Source organism: Corynebacterium sp. SA-MJD20WY100 (genome assembly GCF_039822565.1).
GTDB classification, from domain to species: Bacteria; Actinomycetota; Actinomycetes; order Mycobacteriales; family Mycobacteriaceae; genus Corynebacterium; species Corynebacterium phoceense_A.
In genome coordinates this window covers 1-15,964 of record NZ_JBCJKS010000007.1, presented here as the reverse complement: position 1 = coordinate 15,964, position 15,964 = coordinate 1, and the positions used below count along the sequence as shown (strand labels likewise).

General features: G+C 59.6%; 13 protein-coding genes and 1 pseudogene. 4 read left to right on the top strand and 10 right to left on the bottom strand.

What is annotated here, in order from left to right; all coding sequences use genetic code 11:
• Positions 1-44 precede the first annotated feature (44 nt).
• From ABJ196_RS05365 to ABJ196_RS05355, 3 genes are read right to left on the bottom strand one after another with little or no spacing between them, the layout of a single operon-like run.
• The gene (locus ABJ196_RS05365) at positions 45-1,625 is read right to left on the bottom strand and encodes an APC family permease (protein ID WP_347305546.1); all 1,581 of its coding nucleotides are present in this window, start codon (positions 1,623-1,625) and stop codon (positions 45-47) included.
• Positions 1,625-2,563, bottom strand: a complete 939-nt coding sequence (locus ABJ196_RS05360; protein WP_347305545.1) for a universal stress protein — start codon at positions 2,561-2,563, stop codon at positions 1,625-1,627. Before ABJ196_RS05360 ends, ABJ196_RS05365 begins: the two co-directional genes overlap by 1 nt.
• Before the next feature lie 4 nt (positions 2,564-2,567).
• Complete coding sequence (locus ABJ196_RS05355) at positions 2,568-4,040, bottom strand: NAD(P)/FAD-dependent oxidoreductase (protein WP_347305616.1); 1,473 nt, start codon at positions 4,038-4,040, stop codon at positions 2,568-2,570.
• Between the two features lie 207 nt (positions 4,041-4,247).
• Between ABJ196_RS05355 and ABJ196_RS05350 the strand changes: the two genes are divergently transcribed.
• Complete coding sequence (locus tag ABJ196_RS05350) at positions 4,248-4,931, top strand: TetR/AcrR family transcriptional regulator (protein ID WP_257071292.1); 684 nt, start codon at positions 4,248-4,250, stop codon at positions 4,929-4,931.
• Between the two features lie 163 nt (positions 4,932-5,094).
• Here the strand turns inward: ABJ196_RS05350 and ABJ196_RS05345 are convergent, their stop codons facing one another.
• On the bottom strand, positions 5,095-5,232 hold the full coding sequence (locus ABJ196_RS05345; RefSeq protein WP_257071276.1) for a hypothetical protein: 138 nt from the start codon (positions 5,230-5,232) through the stop codon (positions 5,095-5,097).
• Between the two features lie 131 nt (positions 5,233-5,363).
• Between ABJ196_RS05345 and ABJ196_RS05340 the strand changes: the two are divergent.
• Positions 5,364-5,585, top strand: a pseudogene (locus ABJ196_RS05340) (hypothetical protein); the annotation flags it as partial.
• Between the two features lie 218 nt (positions 5,586-5,803).
• Here the strand turns inward: ABJ196_RS05340 and ABJ196_RS05335 are convergent.
• The 3 genes from ABJ196_RS05335 to ABJ196_RS05325 form a co-directional block, all read right to left on the bottom strand.
• Positions 5,804-6,253 (bottom strand): aldo/keto reductase, encoded by a 450-nt coding sequence (locus ABJ196_RS05335; protein ID WP_347305544.1) that lies wholly within the window; start codon positions 6,251-6,253, stop codon positions 5,804-5,806.
• A 66-nt stretch (positions 6,254-6,319) separates the two neighbouring features.
• Positions 6,320-7,831: a mannitol dehydrogenase family protein gene (locus ABJ196_RS05330; RefSeq protein WP_347305543.1), complete on the bottom strand. Its 1,512-nt coding sequence runs from the start codon at positions 7,829-7,831 to the stop codon at positions 6,320-6,322.
• A gap of 31 nt (positions 7,832-7,862) precedes the next feature.
• Positions 7,863-9,203, bottom strand: coding sequence for an RbtT/DalT/CsbX family MFS transporter (locus ABJ196_RS05325; protein ID WP_347305542.1), 1,341 nt, complete (start codon positions 9,201-9,203; stop codon positions 7,863-7,865).
• Positions 9,204-9,516: 313 nt separating this feature from the next.
• Here ABJ196_RS05325 and ABJ196_RS05320 point away from each other — a divergent pair, with 313 nt between their 5' ends.
• On the top strand, positions 9,517-10,350 hold the full coding sequence (locus ABJ196_RS05320; RefSeq protein WP_347305541.1) for a DeoR/GlpR family DNA-binding transcription regulator: 834 nt from the start codon (positions 9,517-9,519) through the stop codon (positions 10,348-10,350).
• A 38-nt stretch (positions 10,351-10,388) separates the two neighbouring features.
• Entirely contained in the window at positions 10,389-11,768 is a 1,380-nt protein-coding gene (gene xylB / locus ABJ196_RS05315) for a xylulokinase (RefSeq protein WP_347305540.1), read from the top strand.
• 28 nt (positions 11,769-11,796) lie between these two features.
• Here xylB and ABJ196_RS05310 read toward each other — a convergent pair whose 3' ends face one another.
• The 3 genes from ABJ196_RS05310 to ABJ196_RS05300 form a co-directional block, all read right to left on the bottom strand.
• Positions 11,797-12,309: a DUF4411 family protein gene (locus ABJ196_RS05310; RefSeq protein ID WP_347305539.1), complete on the bottom strand. Its 513-nt coding sequence runs from the start codon at positions 12,307-12,309 to the stop codon at positions 11,797-11,799.
• The gene (locus tag ABJ196_RS05305) at positions 12,310-13,464 is read right to left on the bottom strand and encodes an ImmA/IrrE family metallo-endopeptidase (RefSeq protein WP_347305538.1); all 1,155 of its coding nucleotides are present in this window, start codon (positions 13,462-13,464) and stop codon (positions 12,310-12,312) included.
• A 204-nt stretch (positions 13,465-13,668) separates the two neighbouring features.
• Positions 13,669-15,732 (bottom strand): DUF262 domain-containing protein, encoded by a 2,064-nt coding sequence (locus ABJ196_RS05300; protein WP_347305537.1) that lies wholly within the window; start codon positions 15,730-15,732, stop codon positions 13,669-13,671.
• Between the last annotated feature and the right edge of the window lie 232 nt (positions 15,733-15,964).

The window sequence follows — 15,964 nt, the reverse complement described above, 5'->3', positions numbered from 1 at the left end:
GGATATGGAGTTATAAGTCTGTAGGTAGCGTGTGGAGCGCGATACTACACAGCGTCTGCAGGTTCCGGCATAGGAATCTGATCATCGTGGGTGGACGTGATGGGCTTGAGCGTGCGTCCCTTGAAGAAATCAGGGTGGCGAACGCGAGTGAAGAACATGAGCACGGCGCCCAGGAGCAGGATGCCCATGCCGAGGACGAAGACGGTGCCCACGCCCAGGATGGAGGAACCGGAGCCGTAGTCCGGGTTGAGCGAGTCATAGGCCGTCACGAAGAACATGATGAGCAGGAATCCTCCTCCTACCAGCGGGAAGAGGAAGCGGAAGATGATGTTATGCGCGGTATCGAAGAGCTCGTGGCGGAAGTACCAGATGCAGGCGACGGCCGTAATCCCGTAGTAGAAGCAGATCATGAGACCGAGCGCGGCGATGGTATCCCACAGGGCGTTCTCCGAGAGGATGCGCGTGACGGTGTAGAACCCGCCAGCGGCGATCGCCGAGGCAATCGTCGCGGTGGACGGCGTGCGGAAGCGGCGGCTAATCGCGGAGAACATCGGCGGCAGAGCCTTGTAGTAGCCCATCGCGAGCAGCGTGCGCGCCGGGCCCACCATCGTGGACTGGAGCGAGGCGAAGGAACTCGAGAGGACTGCGACATAGATAAGGAGTGCCGCAGATCCAAGGACCGGGAAGGACAGGGCCGCGAAGATGGACTCCTGATTGTCTGGGTTGCCCGCGCCGAGGCCTTCTTCGCCGGTGCCTGCCCAGGTGATGACGGCGAGCGCGGTGAGAATGTAGAGGACAATGATGATGAGCACCGTGATGGTTGCCGCGCGGCCCGGGGTCTTCTCCGGGTCTTTCGTTTCCTCGTTCATGGTCAGGGTGACGTCCCAGCCCCAGAACATGAAGATGGACAGCGAGATGCCCGCGGCGACGAGCGAGAAGCTGCCAATCTCAGCTGGGTTGAACCAGGACAAGGAGATGGGCATGAAGTCGAAGCCGCCGTTGTTGTACGCGTGCACGATAGCCACGATGTCGAAAATGACGATGGCGAGGATCTGCACGGCCACGAGGATGTACTGCAGTTTCTGGGTGGAGTCGAGTCCGCGGTAGGACACGTACGCGGCAATCGCGATGAAGACCATCGTCGTGGGGATATTGATCCACAGGTTGTGCGTCCATTCGGCGATGGCCTCGTTGCCTGTGACCTGTGCGAGGAGCAAGTAGAAGAAGTCTACGGCGACGGCGGCGAGGTTGGACAGGACGAGGATGGTGGCCGTGATGAGGCCCCAGCCACCCATCCAGCCGACCCAGGGGCCGAAGGCTTTGGTCGCCCACGTAAACGAGGTGCCAGAATCCGGAACCGCATTGTTGAGCTCGCGGTAGGCAAAGGCGACGAGCAGCATGGGGATAAAGCCCAGTAGCAGGACGGCGGGGACGTACTGGCCGACCGCGGAGATGGTGGGACCCAGACCCGAGGTGAGCGTGTACGTCGGCGCGATACAGCTAATGCCGATGACGACGGCGCCGAGGAGGCCAACCTTGCCAGCGGCAAGGCCCTTCGTCGACACGATGTTATCGCCCTGGCCGGGCACGGGCTCGACGACAGGAGTGTTGTGGAGAGCGGTCATCAGTTTTCACCGTCCTTGATGGGTGCAGTGCCTTCGCCCACACGCATATAGCCTGCGGGGACGACGAGCATGGGAATAGGAACGGAGCGCAGCATGCGGGCGGCCGTACCACCCAGGAAGAGGCGGCCGGGCGCGGCGAGGCGAGACGAGCCGACGATGGCGATTTCCCCGTCTTCCCAGGAGAGCTTCTCCATGGCGTCTTCGACGTTGCGGCCGGCGGCGACCTCCGTCGTGGCGTGGCCCGAGGCGACCATTTCTTCTGCGATGTCCGAGAGGACGCGGTCGGCGTAGGCCGCCACGGCGGCGGGGACGTCGTTGCCCAGGGCCACGAGCTCGGACTCGCCAGGAATGACGAGGGAGACAAGTCGCAGCGGAATCTCGCGGCGACGTGCGCGGTCGAGGCCGATGGCAATGACGTCCGACGTGCCCGGACGCGGACCAAACATGGTGGTCACGCGGGTGAGCGGTCCCGGATGTGCGTAGCCACGGGGGGCCAGCGCGATGGGCACGGTGCTCGAGTGAAGCAGGGAGTTGACGGCCGCACCCATGTGATAGCGGCCGAGGAGTCCGCCCTTGCGGGCGCCGACGACGATGACGTCGCAGTGAAGATCCTCGGCGGCCTGGTTGAGGGCCTCAGCTTCGGACGCGCCAGGCACAATCCGCGCGGTGGCGGGAATGTGGGACGGGACCTCGTCGAGCGCCTCCTGGAGCCACCCGGCAATTTGTTCTTCCACGATGGAACCGTAGCCGCGGTCGTGCGGATAGACTCCGGAGAAGGAATTGTGGACAGGGGCCACCATGACTATCTCTAGGCTGACGTTGCGGTCTTGGGCGAGCGCAATGCCGAGACGGAGCGCGTCTTTGCCGTAATCGGTGGCGACGTACGCGACGAGGATATGTCCGCCCACTGAGCGGCGGTCGAAGTCTGAAGCCGACATCTATCTACCCCCGCTCTGCGATCTTCTCGGCGACGAGCTCGCCCTGACGCACGGCGCCGTCGACGTGCTGGTAGCCCTCGGCTGCAATGTCGGAGCAGGCGTAGTAGATGGGGCCGGTCGGCTCGTTCTGGAGATGACCCCAACGCGACAGGCCCCCCAGGTCGTAGGAGGTGGCGTAGGCGCCACGCGTCCACTCTTCGGCTGCCATGTCGGACAGGTAGAAGGCGATGGGCTCCTTGGTCTTCGGGCCGAGGTAGGCGGCCATGGCCTCGAGGATCTTTTCCTTGCGCTCTTCTTCCGGCAAGTGCCACATCTGCTCGGCGTAGATATCGGAGACGAAGCCGACGAGGGTACCGTACGGCTCTTCCTCGCCGTCCTTTCCCGTCGCGAAGTTGGCGCCGTAATTGGTGTTGTCGTAGATCTCCTGGACCAGGCGGCCGCCACCGAAGCCGGTGCCGGAGAGGCCCTCTTCACGCCAGAATGGAGTGTCGTAGACGGCGTGAACCTTGATCACGAGGCCCATGGAGATGTGCTGGTGGACGATCTGCTGGTCACGCGGCAGCGGCGGGACGAAGGAGATGCGATTGTAGAGGTTTGGCGGAACCGCCAGGACGGCGTAGCGCGCCTTGACCGTCACCTTGTCCGAGTAGGCGGTGACGGAGCCGGCTTCTCCGTTGTTAGGAACGCCGTTGCGCACGTCCGCGGCGACCTTGTTGAGCTCGTCCGCGGTGGTGGGGTCGACTTCGGTCCACTCGAGCTCACGCACCGGGGTGCCGAGGAAGACGTCGTCGCCCAGCTCCTGGGCCATGGTGAGGGAGACGGACTGCATGCCACCCACGACGCGGCGGTCGAGGATGAAGTCCTCGTCGACGAGGTTGCTGAACGAGCCTGCGGAGGCGGCCATGAGGACGGCCTGCAGGGTGGAGAATGCGTAGGACGGCTTGGTGAGCATGCCAGAGGCCACGTAGATGGAAACGTTGTCGATAGCCTCCTGATCATCGGACAGGCCCTCGAGCCACTTACGGAAGGAGATGGAGTCGAGCTCCTGTGCACGCGGGTGCTCCCACGGGTGGGCCGGGTCCATTTCTGCGGCGAGCTTGTCCATGATCTCGATGAGACGGTCCATTTCGGAGATGGTCTTCTCCGAGGCAGGGAAGGTGGTGCCCTCGTACTCGTGGCGGGTGCCGTCCGGAGCGACGTAGATGGACTTGCCTTCGCGGTAGCGCTGGAAGGTTTCCAGGCCCAGCTCGTCCACGAGCTCGGTGAGGCGGGTCTGGTCCGGGGAGATCCACTGGCCGCCTAGCTCGATGAAGTGCTCGACGCCCTCGGCGTCCTTGACCTTGCCGTTCCAAGTGCGGCCGCCGACGCGCTCGCGGGCCTCGAGGACCGCGACGGACAGTCCCTTCTTCTTCAGGGTGCGGGCGGCCATGAGACCTGCGGGGCCGGCGCCAATGACGACGACGTCGCGCTCAACAATCGGGTTGTCCTGGGGGTGGGGGAAGGCATGTGGTCTTAACTCCTGTCATTGAAAAATGCGAGCAGTCGCACGGATTTCCCGTACAACTGCTGTCTCCGTGTGGGAAACTTGAGGAAACACAACTGCAAAATGAACGCCATTCATTTTGTGTTGCGTGTCACTGTACAGCAAAAGATGTGATTTCGGATAGGGGTAAAAGCTGTGAATATGGGACGTGCCAAGGGGCGGCCGCCAACAGCGCTGGTCACGCGCGAAAAAATAGCAGATGCGTCACTCGAAATAATTTCGGAAGTGGGTTACGAGAAGCTCACGATGGCCCGGATTGCACGCCGTGTGGGGGTAGGGCCCAGCGCTCTTTACAACCATGTCTCGGGCAAGGAGGACTTACTTCTCCTCATCGAGGACACCCTCATGACTCGCGTCGATGACTCGGCTCTCGATGCCGCCTTGGCGGGGGAGACCGATCCCGCCACCGCCCTCACCACCTGGGCGCGCTCCTACCGCGACGTCTTCGCGGAGCACACCCCGCTCGTCGAGGTCATCGCTCGCACGCCCATCTCGGGCGCCCCGGGCACCATCGCCATGTACGAGAAGGTGGCCGAGCTCTTCTCCCGCGCCGGTGTTCCCGACGCGCAGATTCTCTCGCGCATCATTATGGTGGAGTCCTTCATCTACGGCTCCGTCTTCGATGTCCACGCGCCGCAGAATATCTTTGCTGTTTCCACCGAACTCGCGTCCGCAGCCCCGGTACTCACCAGGGCGCGTCGCGCCTGGGCAAAGGACCTCGGCATCGATCTCACGGCGCCCGATTCTCAGTCCAATCCTTTCGCCGACGACCCCTTTGCATTGGGCCTCGATAAACTCCTCGGCGATATCTGGAGTGCGAATTAGTTTGCGGTCCGCGCCGTCGCCGACGGCTCCACCAACGCCCCGTCTCCGTCATAGAGCCAACACACCGCCCCGTTTGAGCCCTAGCTAGCCGATTCGCCCTCCCCGCAGCGCCGCAGTTCCTTCCGCCTCCTGCAACGAGCACTCGATGAGTCCCGCATCCGCGTCAGGGAAGTGCGCCGCAGGCCACGGTGCAAAACACTGCAGCTGCGCCTTCGCTTGGTCGATGAACGCCGGGCGTGCGGGAGCGCACGGCAGTGAGGGCAACGGCGGCATCGGCAGCCTGCGTGAAGGGAGAGTGCATGTGAAAAGTATAAAACGCCGCACATGATCTAGCGTGGGGCCGACGACCCCTCTGCGAAAGGCACCCATGTCCCACATCAACAATCTGCTGGCTGACGATGCCATCGAGTTAAGCGGCCACGCCTCGACGAACCTGTCGAGTTCGGCCACCACGCCAACGACCCGGTTCGTTTCGTCGTTGCGCTTGCCGCGCTTGACGACACCGCGCACTTGAGTGTGACCCAGGAACTCGGCGAGCTGCTGGGGCACTCGCGTGAGCAGCTCAGCGAAGTGACCTCCATTGAGGAGCTGCGCGCGGTGCTGACCGGAAAGAATCCGGAGAAGTGGGGCTTCAAGCTGCCGTTTCGACGCTAGCTGTACTTAGTGCTGCGCGATGAGCGCCTGAGCTTGTACGGCGGTGGCATTCCTGCCCTGCGATGCTCCTCTTCGCGTGCGAGGTAGGCCTCACGGTCGAACTTTGGCTTGGCTGCGGCTTGCGGTGAATGTTCATTCCCATGGTGCCCCTCTCAGCTCGTGTCCTCTGCCGACACCATAAAGCGAGCTACCGACATGAGCGTGAGAGCTGGGAATCCTTATTCGAACCCGTAAAGCAGATCCAACATCCCCGGGTTGCGGTGGTTCGGTCCGCCGTTGTTGAGCTCGTTGCGGTCGAGCGCGTCGATCACGTTGAGTTTGTCAGTGGTCAATTCGAAAGCGAAGACCGAGATGTTCTCACGCAGGCGGTTGGCGTGCGTGGACTTCACGACTGCAGTCATGCCCTTGTCGATGTTCCAACGGAGGATGACCTGGGGAACGGTCTTGTGGTACTTGTCTGCGATGGCTTTGAGGGCAGCATCGGAAAGCAAATCCTGGTTGCATTGGGCCAGTGGCGACCACGCTTGGAGCACAGTGCCATGCTCGGCGGCGCGCTTCTGGTCTTCCTTCTGCTGGTCAAAGGGATTGATGCGGCGCTGGTTGACCGCGGGGACGGCGCCGCCGTGGCGGACCAGGGCTAAGTAGCAAAAACTACTTAACCCAAACATAGGGGAGCACGTGCACGAAAGGCCGCGTCCATATTCGGACGCGGCCGTGTATTGCGCTATGAGGCGTTAGTCGAGCTCGGCGAGCAACATGTCGAGCGTGGCGATGGAGCCCTTCTCGTGGAGTGAGTGCAGCACGCGGGCGAATTCCTTGGTGAACTCGGGGGAGTCGACGAGGTCGCCAAAGACCTCGCGGTCACGCAGGAAGGCAAGGATGTCTTCGTGGTTATGCGAGGCGGTCTCCTTCAGACGGTCGGCCATGCGGTCATTGATGGCAATCGGCTCGCCCTGTTCGTCGACGCCCTCGGCATAGCGAGCCCAGGACGCGACGATGGCTGCGGACAAGGTGACGGGCGCGTTGCCGGAGGCGAGGTTCTCGCGGACGACAGGCAGCAGCCACTTCGGGATGCGGTCCGAGGACTCAGCGCACAGGCGCGGGACGGTGTCCTTGACGGCGACGTTGCCGAAGCGAGCGATGAGTTCCTTGCGGTAGGCGTCGAGGTCGACGCCCGGCAGTGGGCGTAGGGATGGGGTGCCTTCGCGTTCCATGTAGGCCAGCAGGAAGTCGGCGAAGCGCTGATCAGCCATGACGTCGTGGACGAGACGGTGGCCAGCGAGGTAACCGAAGTAGCACAGGCCCTGGTGAGAGGCGTTGAGCAGGCGCAGCTTCATCAACTCGTACGGAACGACGTCCTCAACGACCTGGACGCCGACGTCCTCGTAGCGCGGGCGGCCATTGACGAAGTTCTCCTCGAGCACCCACTGGGTGAAGTCCTCGCACACGACTGGCCACTCGTCGACGTAGCCGTGCTTGGAGACGATGTCCTTGCGGTCGTCGTCGGTGGTCTCAGGGGTGATGCGGTCAACCATGGAGTTAGGGAAAGAAACGTGTGCTTCGATCCATTCGGCGAGCTGCGGGTCGATGGCGCCCGCGAAGGCGAGGAACATCTTGTGGGCCATCTCGCCGTTGCCCTGGATGTTATCGCAGGACATCACGGTAAACGGCGTGGTCCCTGCCTCGCGACGAGCCAGCAATCCGGCCGTGATAAGACCGTAGAACGTACGCAGGGCATCGGTCTTGCCAGTCTTGAGATCCTCAATGTCGGCGGCGACGTGCGGGTTGGTGAGATCGAACTCGCCCTTGACGTGGTCGAAGTTGTAACCGCCCTCCGTCACGGTGAGCGAGACAATCTTGATCTCAGAAGAAGCGAGAACCTCGACGGCGCGCGCGGGGTCATCGGGAGCGAAGACGTAATCAATGATGGATCCCACGACACGGGCGTTCTCGGAGCCGTCGGGAGCCTTTTCGGTGAGCGTGTAGAGGCAATCCTGGGAGTGCAGGGCGTCACGCATACGGGCATCGGAAGGCATAACGCCCATGCCCACGATGCCGAAGTCGAGCGCCTTGCCCTGGCGCATGAGCTTATCCAGGTAGAGCGCCTGGTGGGCGCGGTGGAAGCCGCCCACACCGAAGTGAATGATGCCCGGGGTGATCGCGGAGCGGTCATACTCCGGAACCGCGACGGAGGTAGTGGCGGCAATCTGAGCTAGAGCGTCGTTGGACAGATGAAGGGTGGACATGGAATTTTCCTTTGCGTGGAATTAGTGAGGTTTAGCGAGATTCGGTGAGCGGCTCAGATAGCTCGGGCGTGGTCTCAACTGTGCGAGGCACACCGTCGAAGCCCGGCTGCGTGCCGTAGAGTGAGCGATTCATGAGCATGGCGAGTGCAAACAAGCCGACGAAGATGAGGACGAGACCAGTGGCACCCACGAGCGGGTAGAAGATGGCAACGAGTGCGGGACCTGCGGCAACCGCGCCGCCGACGCCCAAGTTGTAGGCCGCCATGGCCGCGCCGGGACGCTCCGGATTGAGCGAGACTGCGATGGGGGACAACGGGACGAAGCCGGCGAGTGCGACACCGAAGAGCGCACCGCAGACAAGAGTCAGGGCGAAGCCGAGACCGTCGGGAAGCCCGAGGTCGACGCTGATCATGGGCACGAAGTAGACGAGCAACAGCGTGACACCACAGGAGATGCAGCCGGCCCACTTAACGGTGCGTGCCCAGCCGGCTTTATCGCCGACGCGACCGTAGAGGAGGTTGAACGGTAGGTTGACCGCGTAAATGACGGTGGTGAGGATAAGGAACCAACCAAGCGGCCAGTCGAGGCGCTCCGTGAAGTACGCGGGGAAGAAGACCGCCATCGCATATGTAGGGATGGAGTTGATCGTGCGGATGTAGGCGACAAATCGTGCGCGGCGGTCGTGGAGGAGATGTTTGAAGGATGCCGAGAGGGTCTCGGCGACATCGTCTGCATTGGCCACGAGCGGTGCACGACCAATGCGTTCTTTGACGCCGATAAAGGCGCAGGCCGCTCCGATGAGGACTAGGGTGAGCGAGACCCAGAGGGTTTGGTAGAAGTCCAGGTTGAATACGGACATCGAGATCGTCGCGGTCAGTGCACCAAGCGTGGGCAGACCTGCGGAGAAGCCGACATAGAACCAGCCCGTGCCCGTACCGAGCTTTTCAGCAGGGGAGACAGCTGTAATCCAGACCAAGAAACCGTAGGCGAAAAGCGGGTAGCCAAAGCCGCGCAGGCCGTAGGAGATGAAGATGAGCGCAGTGTTGCTGGTGGTCAGAGCGAGCAACAGGAAGATGAGCTCGAACACGACCCAGATTCCGGCACCGAGCATCATCACCTTGCGCGGGCCCCAGAGATCCGAAAGCGCAGCAGCGAAGAACGCGGCGATGGCAACAGCCACGCCGTAAATGGTGACGAGTGTGCCAGCCGTCGAAACAGTGAAGCCGTGCTCCGAGGATAAGAAAGGCTCAAGGATATTCGTTTCGACGCCGTCGCCAATCATGAAGATGGCGAGACCGATGAAACCCCAGAGCAGTGGACGGGGGATCCCCAGCTTGTCTGCGAGGGATGTCTCTTGGACTTTAGATTCCATAGAGAACTCCATTTCGTGTCAGCACTCCATTCGCCTTCGACGCAGAATGTCCGTTGTGAGGTGTTTGGAGCATGAAAACTTGTGTGAGCTACGTTTCATAAAATAACACCCTCGTGTTAGAAGTCAACAAATCCTGTTAGAAAATGTGAAATACTGTTAAACTTTTCATCATTCAGGGGTGGATAGCGGCCATAGTGTGGTAAATCTGTTAAAAAGTCACGTAATGAAACACCGAAAGTGTGAAAACTTCGGTGTGGACCGTGAGAATGCCCGTTGATTGTGTGAAAAGGCCACGCTAGGAAGGACTGATGCGATGTTGTCGCAATCTGAAATGCGCTGGGGTGTGGAGTCCCGCCGTTCAGAGATCCTGGAGAAAGTCCGCCTCGAGCGTCAGGTGCGCACCGAGGACCTTGCTGAGTTCTTCGGCGTGAGCGTCATGACCATCCACCGGGATCTGGACTTCCTGGCGGGAATTGGCAAGGTGGAGAAGTTCCGCGGCGGCGCTCGCGCCAATGACGGCGGCTTCGGGGAGCGCGATGTCTCCGTGCGCCGTGCAACGAACACCGCAATCAAGCGCGCACTTGCCGGCGAAGTGGGTACCCTTATCCGCCATGGGGACGTTGTCGCGCTTGACGACTCGACCACGGTCGAGGCGTGTCTCGGCGACGTTATCGGGGCCGGTGCCGCGGGTATCATCACGCATTCCCTGCTGTTGATGGCCCAAATCAGTAAGTCGGCACCCCATATTGCGCTGACTGGAGTAGGCGGGCGTTACGTTGCCGCCACGGATTCGTTCCTGGGCTCTGCCACATGCCGCGCCGTGGACAAGCTCTTCGCTTCGATCTCGGTTGTCTCTACCACGTGCATTACTGCGGGCGCCATCTATCACCCAGATGAAGATGCCGCTATTACCAAGGCGTCGTTTACCAAGTTAGGGGAGCGCCGCGTCCTGGTAACGGACTCATCCAAGTTCGACAACGTCGGCATGCACTTCGTGGCAAACCTCAAAGACTTCGATGACATCATTATCGACTCCAATCTCACCGAAGAACAGCGCGCGATGTTGGAGGACTCCGGCGCTAGCCTGCACCTCGTCGACACTGCAGAACCTGAACCTACCCACCCGACTCCGCCAGTTCTCAAGTAGCTTGGTCCACTGGAAACACCACTAGAAAAGGCACCACCATGACATATGTCCTCGGAATCGACTCGTCTACGCAATCGTGCAAAGCTCTGCTCGTCGACGCCCATACCGGTCGCGTAGTGGACGAGGGACGCAGCACCCATCCTTCCGGAACCCAGGTCGATCCCCAGGCATGGATAAAAGCCATGGAGCATGCCACTGCCGGGTTGCTTGAGCATGCCGATGCCGTCTCAGTCGCCGGCCAGCAACACGGCATGGTGGCCTTGGACAAGGCCGGGGAGGTGGTGCGCCCCGCGATGCTGTGGAACGACACGTCCTCGGCGCCGCAGGCCGAAGCCCTCGTCCAGGAACTCGGCGGCCCGGCTGAAAGCGCGAGCCTCACCGGCTCCGTCCTAGTTGCTTCGTTTACCGGAACCAAGCTGCGGTGGCTGCGTGACAATGAGCCGGACAACGCCGCGCGCGTCGCCTCCGTCGCCCTGCCGCACGACTACCTGACTTGGCACCTAGGCGGGCGCAAGGAGCTGACCACCGACCACGGCGATGCCTCCGGCACCGGCTACTACTCCACGTGGCAGCGAAAATTCGTCCCCGACCTGGTGGAGCGCTACCTTGGCCACGCCGTAACTCTTCCGCGCATTGCAGCCCCGAATGAGATCGTCGGCACGACCGCGACCGGCGCCGCCATCGCTGCTGGCACCGGCGACAACATGGCCGCCGCGTTGGGGCTCAACCTTCAGCCTGGTGACGTGTGCGTGTCCATCGGTACATCCGGCGTTGCCAGTGCTGTGAGTGACCGCAGCGTCCACGATCCCTCGGGCCTCGTTACCGGCTTTGCCGATGCCACCGGCAACTTCCTGCCGCTGGCGTGCACGCTCAACGGCGCCAAGGTCCTCGACTTTGCCGCCATGCTCCTCGGCGTTGACCACTCGGGGCTTTCCGAGCTCGCCCTCGCCGGCGCGCCCGGCGCCCACGGCGTGACCCTCTTGCCCTACTTCGATGGCGAGCGCACCCCCAACCGCCCCTCAGCTACCGGCCTGTTTTCTGGCATTCGCACGTCCACGACGCGCGAGGACATCGCCCGCGCCGTCATCGAGGGCCTGCTGTGCTCTATGCTCGACGCCATCGAGGCCGTCGAGAACGCCATGGAATCACGTGCCCGCCGCGTCCTCATGATCGGCGGCGGCGCCCGCAGCGAGGCCATGCGCGTCATCGCGCCCCAGATCTTCGGCGTCGACGTCGCCGTGCCGGACCCCAGCGAGTACGTCGCCTTGGGCGCCGCCCGCCAGGCTGCCTGGGCGCTGAGCGGCGCCGACACCCCGCCTCAGTGGGTCACCGCCGGTACCACCACCTACACCGGCGACTACGATGCCGAGACTGTCGCGCGGTACAAGAAGATTCGAGATTTGACCGAGGAGTTCTAAACGAGTTGTTGGGAATTGCTTGATTCGGCTAATTCCGAACTGCGCCGAAGACGTATTTTTCCACTCGAAGCATGTCGAGCAAACTGATGCATTTCACACCGAGGAATTCTGCCGCATCCGGGATTTTGATTTTTGTAATTTTTCTCGGGCTAGATGTCTCATTAGTGAGAATAGTCATTGCATGTTCCCGTGCATGTGCAACGAGCCAGGGGTCTGCATTCGTTCGTCGGGCAAATTCGCGAAGTGCTGATTCTTCGAAAGCAGGGGTCCGACTCTCGGCCCACTGCATCGCATGTACGTAGTATGGCGTGGTGGTGGGCTGGACATTGATGATTGAAGCACGAGGAAAAATACGGTGGACCCACCGCGATGCGTCATCGTCTCGGCCGTCGATTTCGTCGAAGGCAGCACGGCACAGATGCAAGCGTTGCGCTTTCTGCAGCGCCTCGAGCGCATCCCAGTAGCCAGGAAACACGTCTCGGGGATAAGTTTTGATTCCGCTGATGATGATGTTCGAGTCAATGAGATAGCGAACCGACATTTACACTCCCTGCGGACGAAGACCGAGAGCATTCTCGAGGGAGTCGACTTTTTTGTAGCCAGTAAAACGCGCAGCATCGCGGTAGGATAGTGCGCCGCTTTCGTATGCTTCAGCAATTGCGGAAAGAAAGTTAGTCCCTAACTTTGCTCGAGCGTTGATATGCGGCGGTAAGCCACCAGTGTTCTTGCGGTCCTTGTCATTGTTGTAGTGAATGATTGCGTTCCATTCTCCGATGAGTGCACGTGCTTGCGTACGCTCGAGCACGCCTGTATCGGTAAGCCTCCACGCCATCATTTCAACGCTAACTCCGAACTTTGCAGCTAGCTCGCGCACAGCATCGAGAGCGACTGCATGGTCAGCTGGCATCAGCTTAATGAGCAGTTCCTGAGGTACAAGAAATTGTGCGGCGAAAGTATTGCACCAGCGCTCTACCGAATTGTGTTCTTCGGAGGAACTTACCCCTTGCTTTCCCAACAACACATGGCCGAATTCGTGAGCAAGGCTAAAAAGATTGGCGGTGGCTGTTTCACGAGTATTGATAAAAATCAGCGCAAATCCTGCCTTGATTAGGGTGAATCCGCTGAACTCGGCAGAATCGAGACGCGCGTTAGTTCTGTTCCCAACATAGGAACTCTTCATTACAAGTACACCGCAGTCCTCAAGTGCGTCAGCGAGAACATTAATATGTGTTCGCGTTCCGACCGGTCTGCCTGGCTCCCATCCAACCGTCGCCCGCATTATGTCTGCGATTTCTCTCGGAGTGTTGTCGGTCGTGGCAGTGGCTACATCCTTAAAACTAGGGGCTCCATACTCTGCCACATTATCGATGTACCAATCGAGGCGTTCCTGACAAAGCGCGATTTGCTCTTCAAGCTCGGGGGAAACGTTTGTGATTCGGGAATTCTTGCGGGTTCGAAAATCGGGGAGATCCGGAGTCGTGTCGACAGGAGCTGGGAGGACCAGATATCCGAAAGGAATACCTGCTTTCTTAGCAAGTGCATCGGCCTGATTCAGCGTCGGCTGAGTCGTTCCATCAAGCCATTCCTCAATCTTTTGAAGAGCAGAGACCTCTGCGAGTTCTTCGAGAGACTTTTGGGTGCGCTGGATGGCCCATACGAGGACATCATGAGAGACAGGAACACGAACGGTTGTCATGTGCGCACCTCCTTGTATGAAGCGGCGGTTGATGTGCCTATTAGCTTAGCTAAAAGCGTCGATTCAGCGGTAGAGCAACTTTTACGTCGATCGCCGATTCATACACGTGGGTGTCTGCTGGCGGGTGCGAAGGCGGCGGAGCTCGTTGCGTCTACGCGTTGTCATAAGCGTTGACTTCCTTGAGGCTCAACCCGGAACCCGAAATCAAGCTCCCGAGGAGATTTCGTCTTCATCGTCGCTTTCAAGTCGCTTGAGGAGGCTGACCAATTCATCAGTTCTAAGCCGCTGTTCCTGTACAGCACGACCTCGAACGTCGAAATGTATTCCATCCTGTTCGAGGGCTTCAGCTGGGGTAAGAGTAGTTTCTTCGTCGAGCCAGCGGAAGCTATTTGAGACCTCCCCGGACGATCGCAACACACGGTAGGCGTTGGGAACAGGGTTCGCTGCAAGGAAGTTGCCTGTTGGCTGTGCTGCCGTGCCGATCGCAGCGGCGAGGTCGCCGTAGGACGTCCAACTTCCATAGGGAAGAATGGATAATACAGCGCGCAATCTCCGCCACGTAGGGGAAATGTTGGTGTCTCCGTCCTGTGAATCTGGCCCCGGCCACTCTCGGATGATGACATCAGCGAGCATATTGCCTCGTTCCTCGATCTCGTTCGGTCCCCAAGTTTCGTGTTGGGTAATTGATTGGCTGAGGCGTAATCCCGAACGCGACATTTCCTCCCGCTTCCAGCTGAAGGATTTGTTACTGAGCCGGGCGTTGTAACCAGTGAGCGTGAGATTTCCAAGTGTGTGGACGGTAGCGGTATAACGCTCAGCGTAGTTTTCGTCTTGCTCACGGAGCTGTGATTCCCAATCTGGAGATAGCGTTTGCGGCATGACATGTTCGATCGTGAGACTTGAGGTATCGATCGGTTCACGGGAGTTGAAAGTTTCTTCCAACCATTCCAAAAAGGTTCGACGCTGAGCCGCACGACCGACCTGGTAGTAGGAACTGTGCAGGATTGCCGTGCGGAGTGAGTCATCATCGATGAACTTGCGGTTTGTCGAGAGCCATCGTTGTACTTCAATATCTATCGGTTCCTCGGCTTTGACCGCCCCGACTAAAGAACGGAATGAGCGATTGAGACCACTTGTTGGGATCGCGCTGAGGAAGCGACGGACAACGTAGGACTCGATGATATGAAGCGCATCGGCGAGTTCATCGTCCGTGGCTTTTCCTTGGTCACGAACTTCCAGGAGCCTCAGCATGATGGGGTGAGTTACGCGCATTCCCCATTGATTGAGCCGCAGGAGGCGTTTCCGCACTTTCTCAGACCGTTCTGATTCAGGGCGCAAAATGAGGTCATAAAGGCGTGCACTTGCTACGAGACGATTGAGTTCGCTGAGGATGTCCTCTTCGGTCTGTAGCTGCGAAAGCTGTCGTTGCTGGACGAGGTAGGTGTCGGTGAGTTTAGTTTCTGGGTGCGATCGAGCTGTGTCGATCCAAAAGAGTTGCTCGATCTCTTCATTGCTTAGGATGTTTTGTAGCGGGCGCCAGTAGTGCTCGTACGCATATTCGCTCTTGTTTGGCAGCCGCATGAAAATGTAGTTTCTAAGTAGGTCGCCCTGGGTGAGCTTAAGCCCTGTGTTGTTTAGCGACTGGAATATTCTGTGCACGTTATCGTCTGGTCCGGTACTAATCGAGACTAGCGCCAACCCGTTAATGACAGCGTCGAGAAGACCAGCCAATGTAGTCTGCTCGTGCTTGTCGAGTAGATTCAGCTTTCCACGGAAGAACTTGTACGTTGACTCGATCTGCCCCGCTGAAGGTTCATGAGGTAAGCGTTCGATGACGGCGTTATAGGCATCCCGGTCAGACTGCGTCGGGACCAGCTTGATGTGGTCCTTGCCCTTTTTGTACTGATTGACGAGGTAAGAATTGTGAAGCTCTTCAGGTGAGGCTTCCTCGTCGCTGGTCTCGCCGAGTGAATCTCGAATTGCAGCAAGAAGTAGCGATAGTGTCGTGAGGCGCTGCTGTCCGTCAACAACAAGATATTGCGTCACCGTTCCTGCAACTTGCTGTGGCGGTGGAACAAGGACGACGGAACCGATGAAATGCGTTGTGGGCGTTCCATCGCTACGAATCTCGGCGAGCTCAAGGAGATCAGACCAGAGTTGCTTGAGCTGTTTGTCACCCCACTGGTAGGGGCGCTGATAAAGAGGAACGAGATATTGTTTGTTTCCTTCAAGTAGCTCTCGGAGCGTTGTTTCACCAGCAGCAACCATTTTGACTTCCTTGGAATTGGGGCTATGTGCTGCGGTAATGATAACAGCTTGTTGTTATATGGGCCTTAAATTTAGAACATGGATGTGTATTGCTGCAGCCGAGGTCGGTTTTCATCACAGCCTTTGGTTATGTGTGTATATTCAGAGCAAAGAGGGTGTCTGATGGTTTGTGTGTGGGAATCCATCCCGCATAAGGAGATAAGCCAGAATGACTACTGTGGCACGACGAGAC

Excerpts from the sequence above, each read along its gene's own strand:
- ABJ196_RS05305 (WP_347305538.1), bottom strand. The coding sequence starts at position 13,464 with ATGACAACCGTTCGTGTTCCTGTCTCTCATGATGTCCTCGTATGGGCC.
- ABJ196_RS05300 (WP_347305537.1), bottom strand. The coding sequence starts at position 15,732 with ATGGTTGCTGCTGGTGAAACAACGCTCCGAGAGCTACTTGAAGGAAAC.
- xylB (WP_347305540.1), top strand. The coding sequence starts at position 10,389 with ATGACATATGTCCTCGGAATCGACTCGTCTACGCAATCGTGCAAAGCT.
- ABJ196_RS05310 (WP_347305539.1), bottom strand. The coding sequence starts at position 12,309 with ATGTCGGTTCGCTATCTCATTGACTCGAACATCATCATCAGCGGAATC.
- ABJ196_RS05360 (WP_347305545.1), bottom strand. The coding sequence starts at position 2,563 with ATGTCGGCTTCAGACTTCGACCGCCGCTCAGTGGGCGGACATATCCTC.
- ABJ196_RS05335 (WP_347305544.1), bottom strand. The coding sequence starts at position 6,253 with ATGTTTGGGTTAAGTAGTTTTTGCTACTTAGCCCTGGTCCGCCACGGC.
- ABJ196_RS05350 (WP_257071292.1), top strand. The coding sequence starts at position 4,248 with ATGGGACGTGCCAAGGGGCGGCCGCCAACAGCGCTGGTCACGCGCGAA.
- ABJ196_RS05365 (WP_347305546.1), bottom strand. The coding sequence starts at position 1,625 with ATGACCGCTCTCCACAACACTCCTGTCGTCGAGCCCGTGCCCGGCCAG.
- ABJ196_RS05345 (WP_257071276.1), bottom strand. The coding sequence starts at position 5,232 with ATGCACTCTCCCTTCACGCAGGCTGCCGATGCCGCCGTTGCCCTCACT.
- ABJ196_RS05325 (WP_347305542.1), bottom strand. The coding sequence starts at position 9,203 with ATGGAATCTAAAGTCCAAGAGACATCCCTCGCAGACAAGCTGGGGATC.
- ABJ196_RS05320 (WP_347305541.1), top strand. The coding sequence starts at position 9,517 with ATGTTGTCGCAATCTGAAATGCGCTGGGGTGTGGAGTCCCGCCGTTCA.
- ABJ196_RS05330 (WP_347305543.1), bottom strand. The coding sequence starts at position 7,831 with ATGTCCACCCTTCATCTGTCCAACGACGCTCTAGCTCAGATTGCCGCC.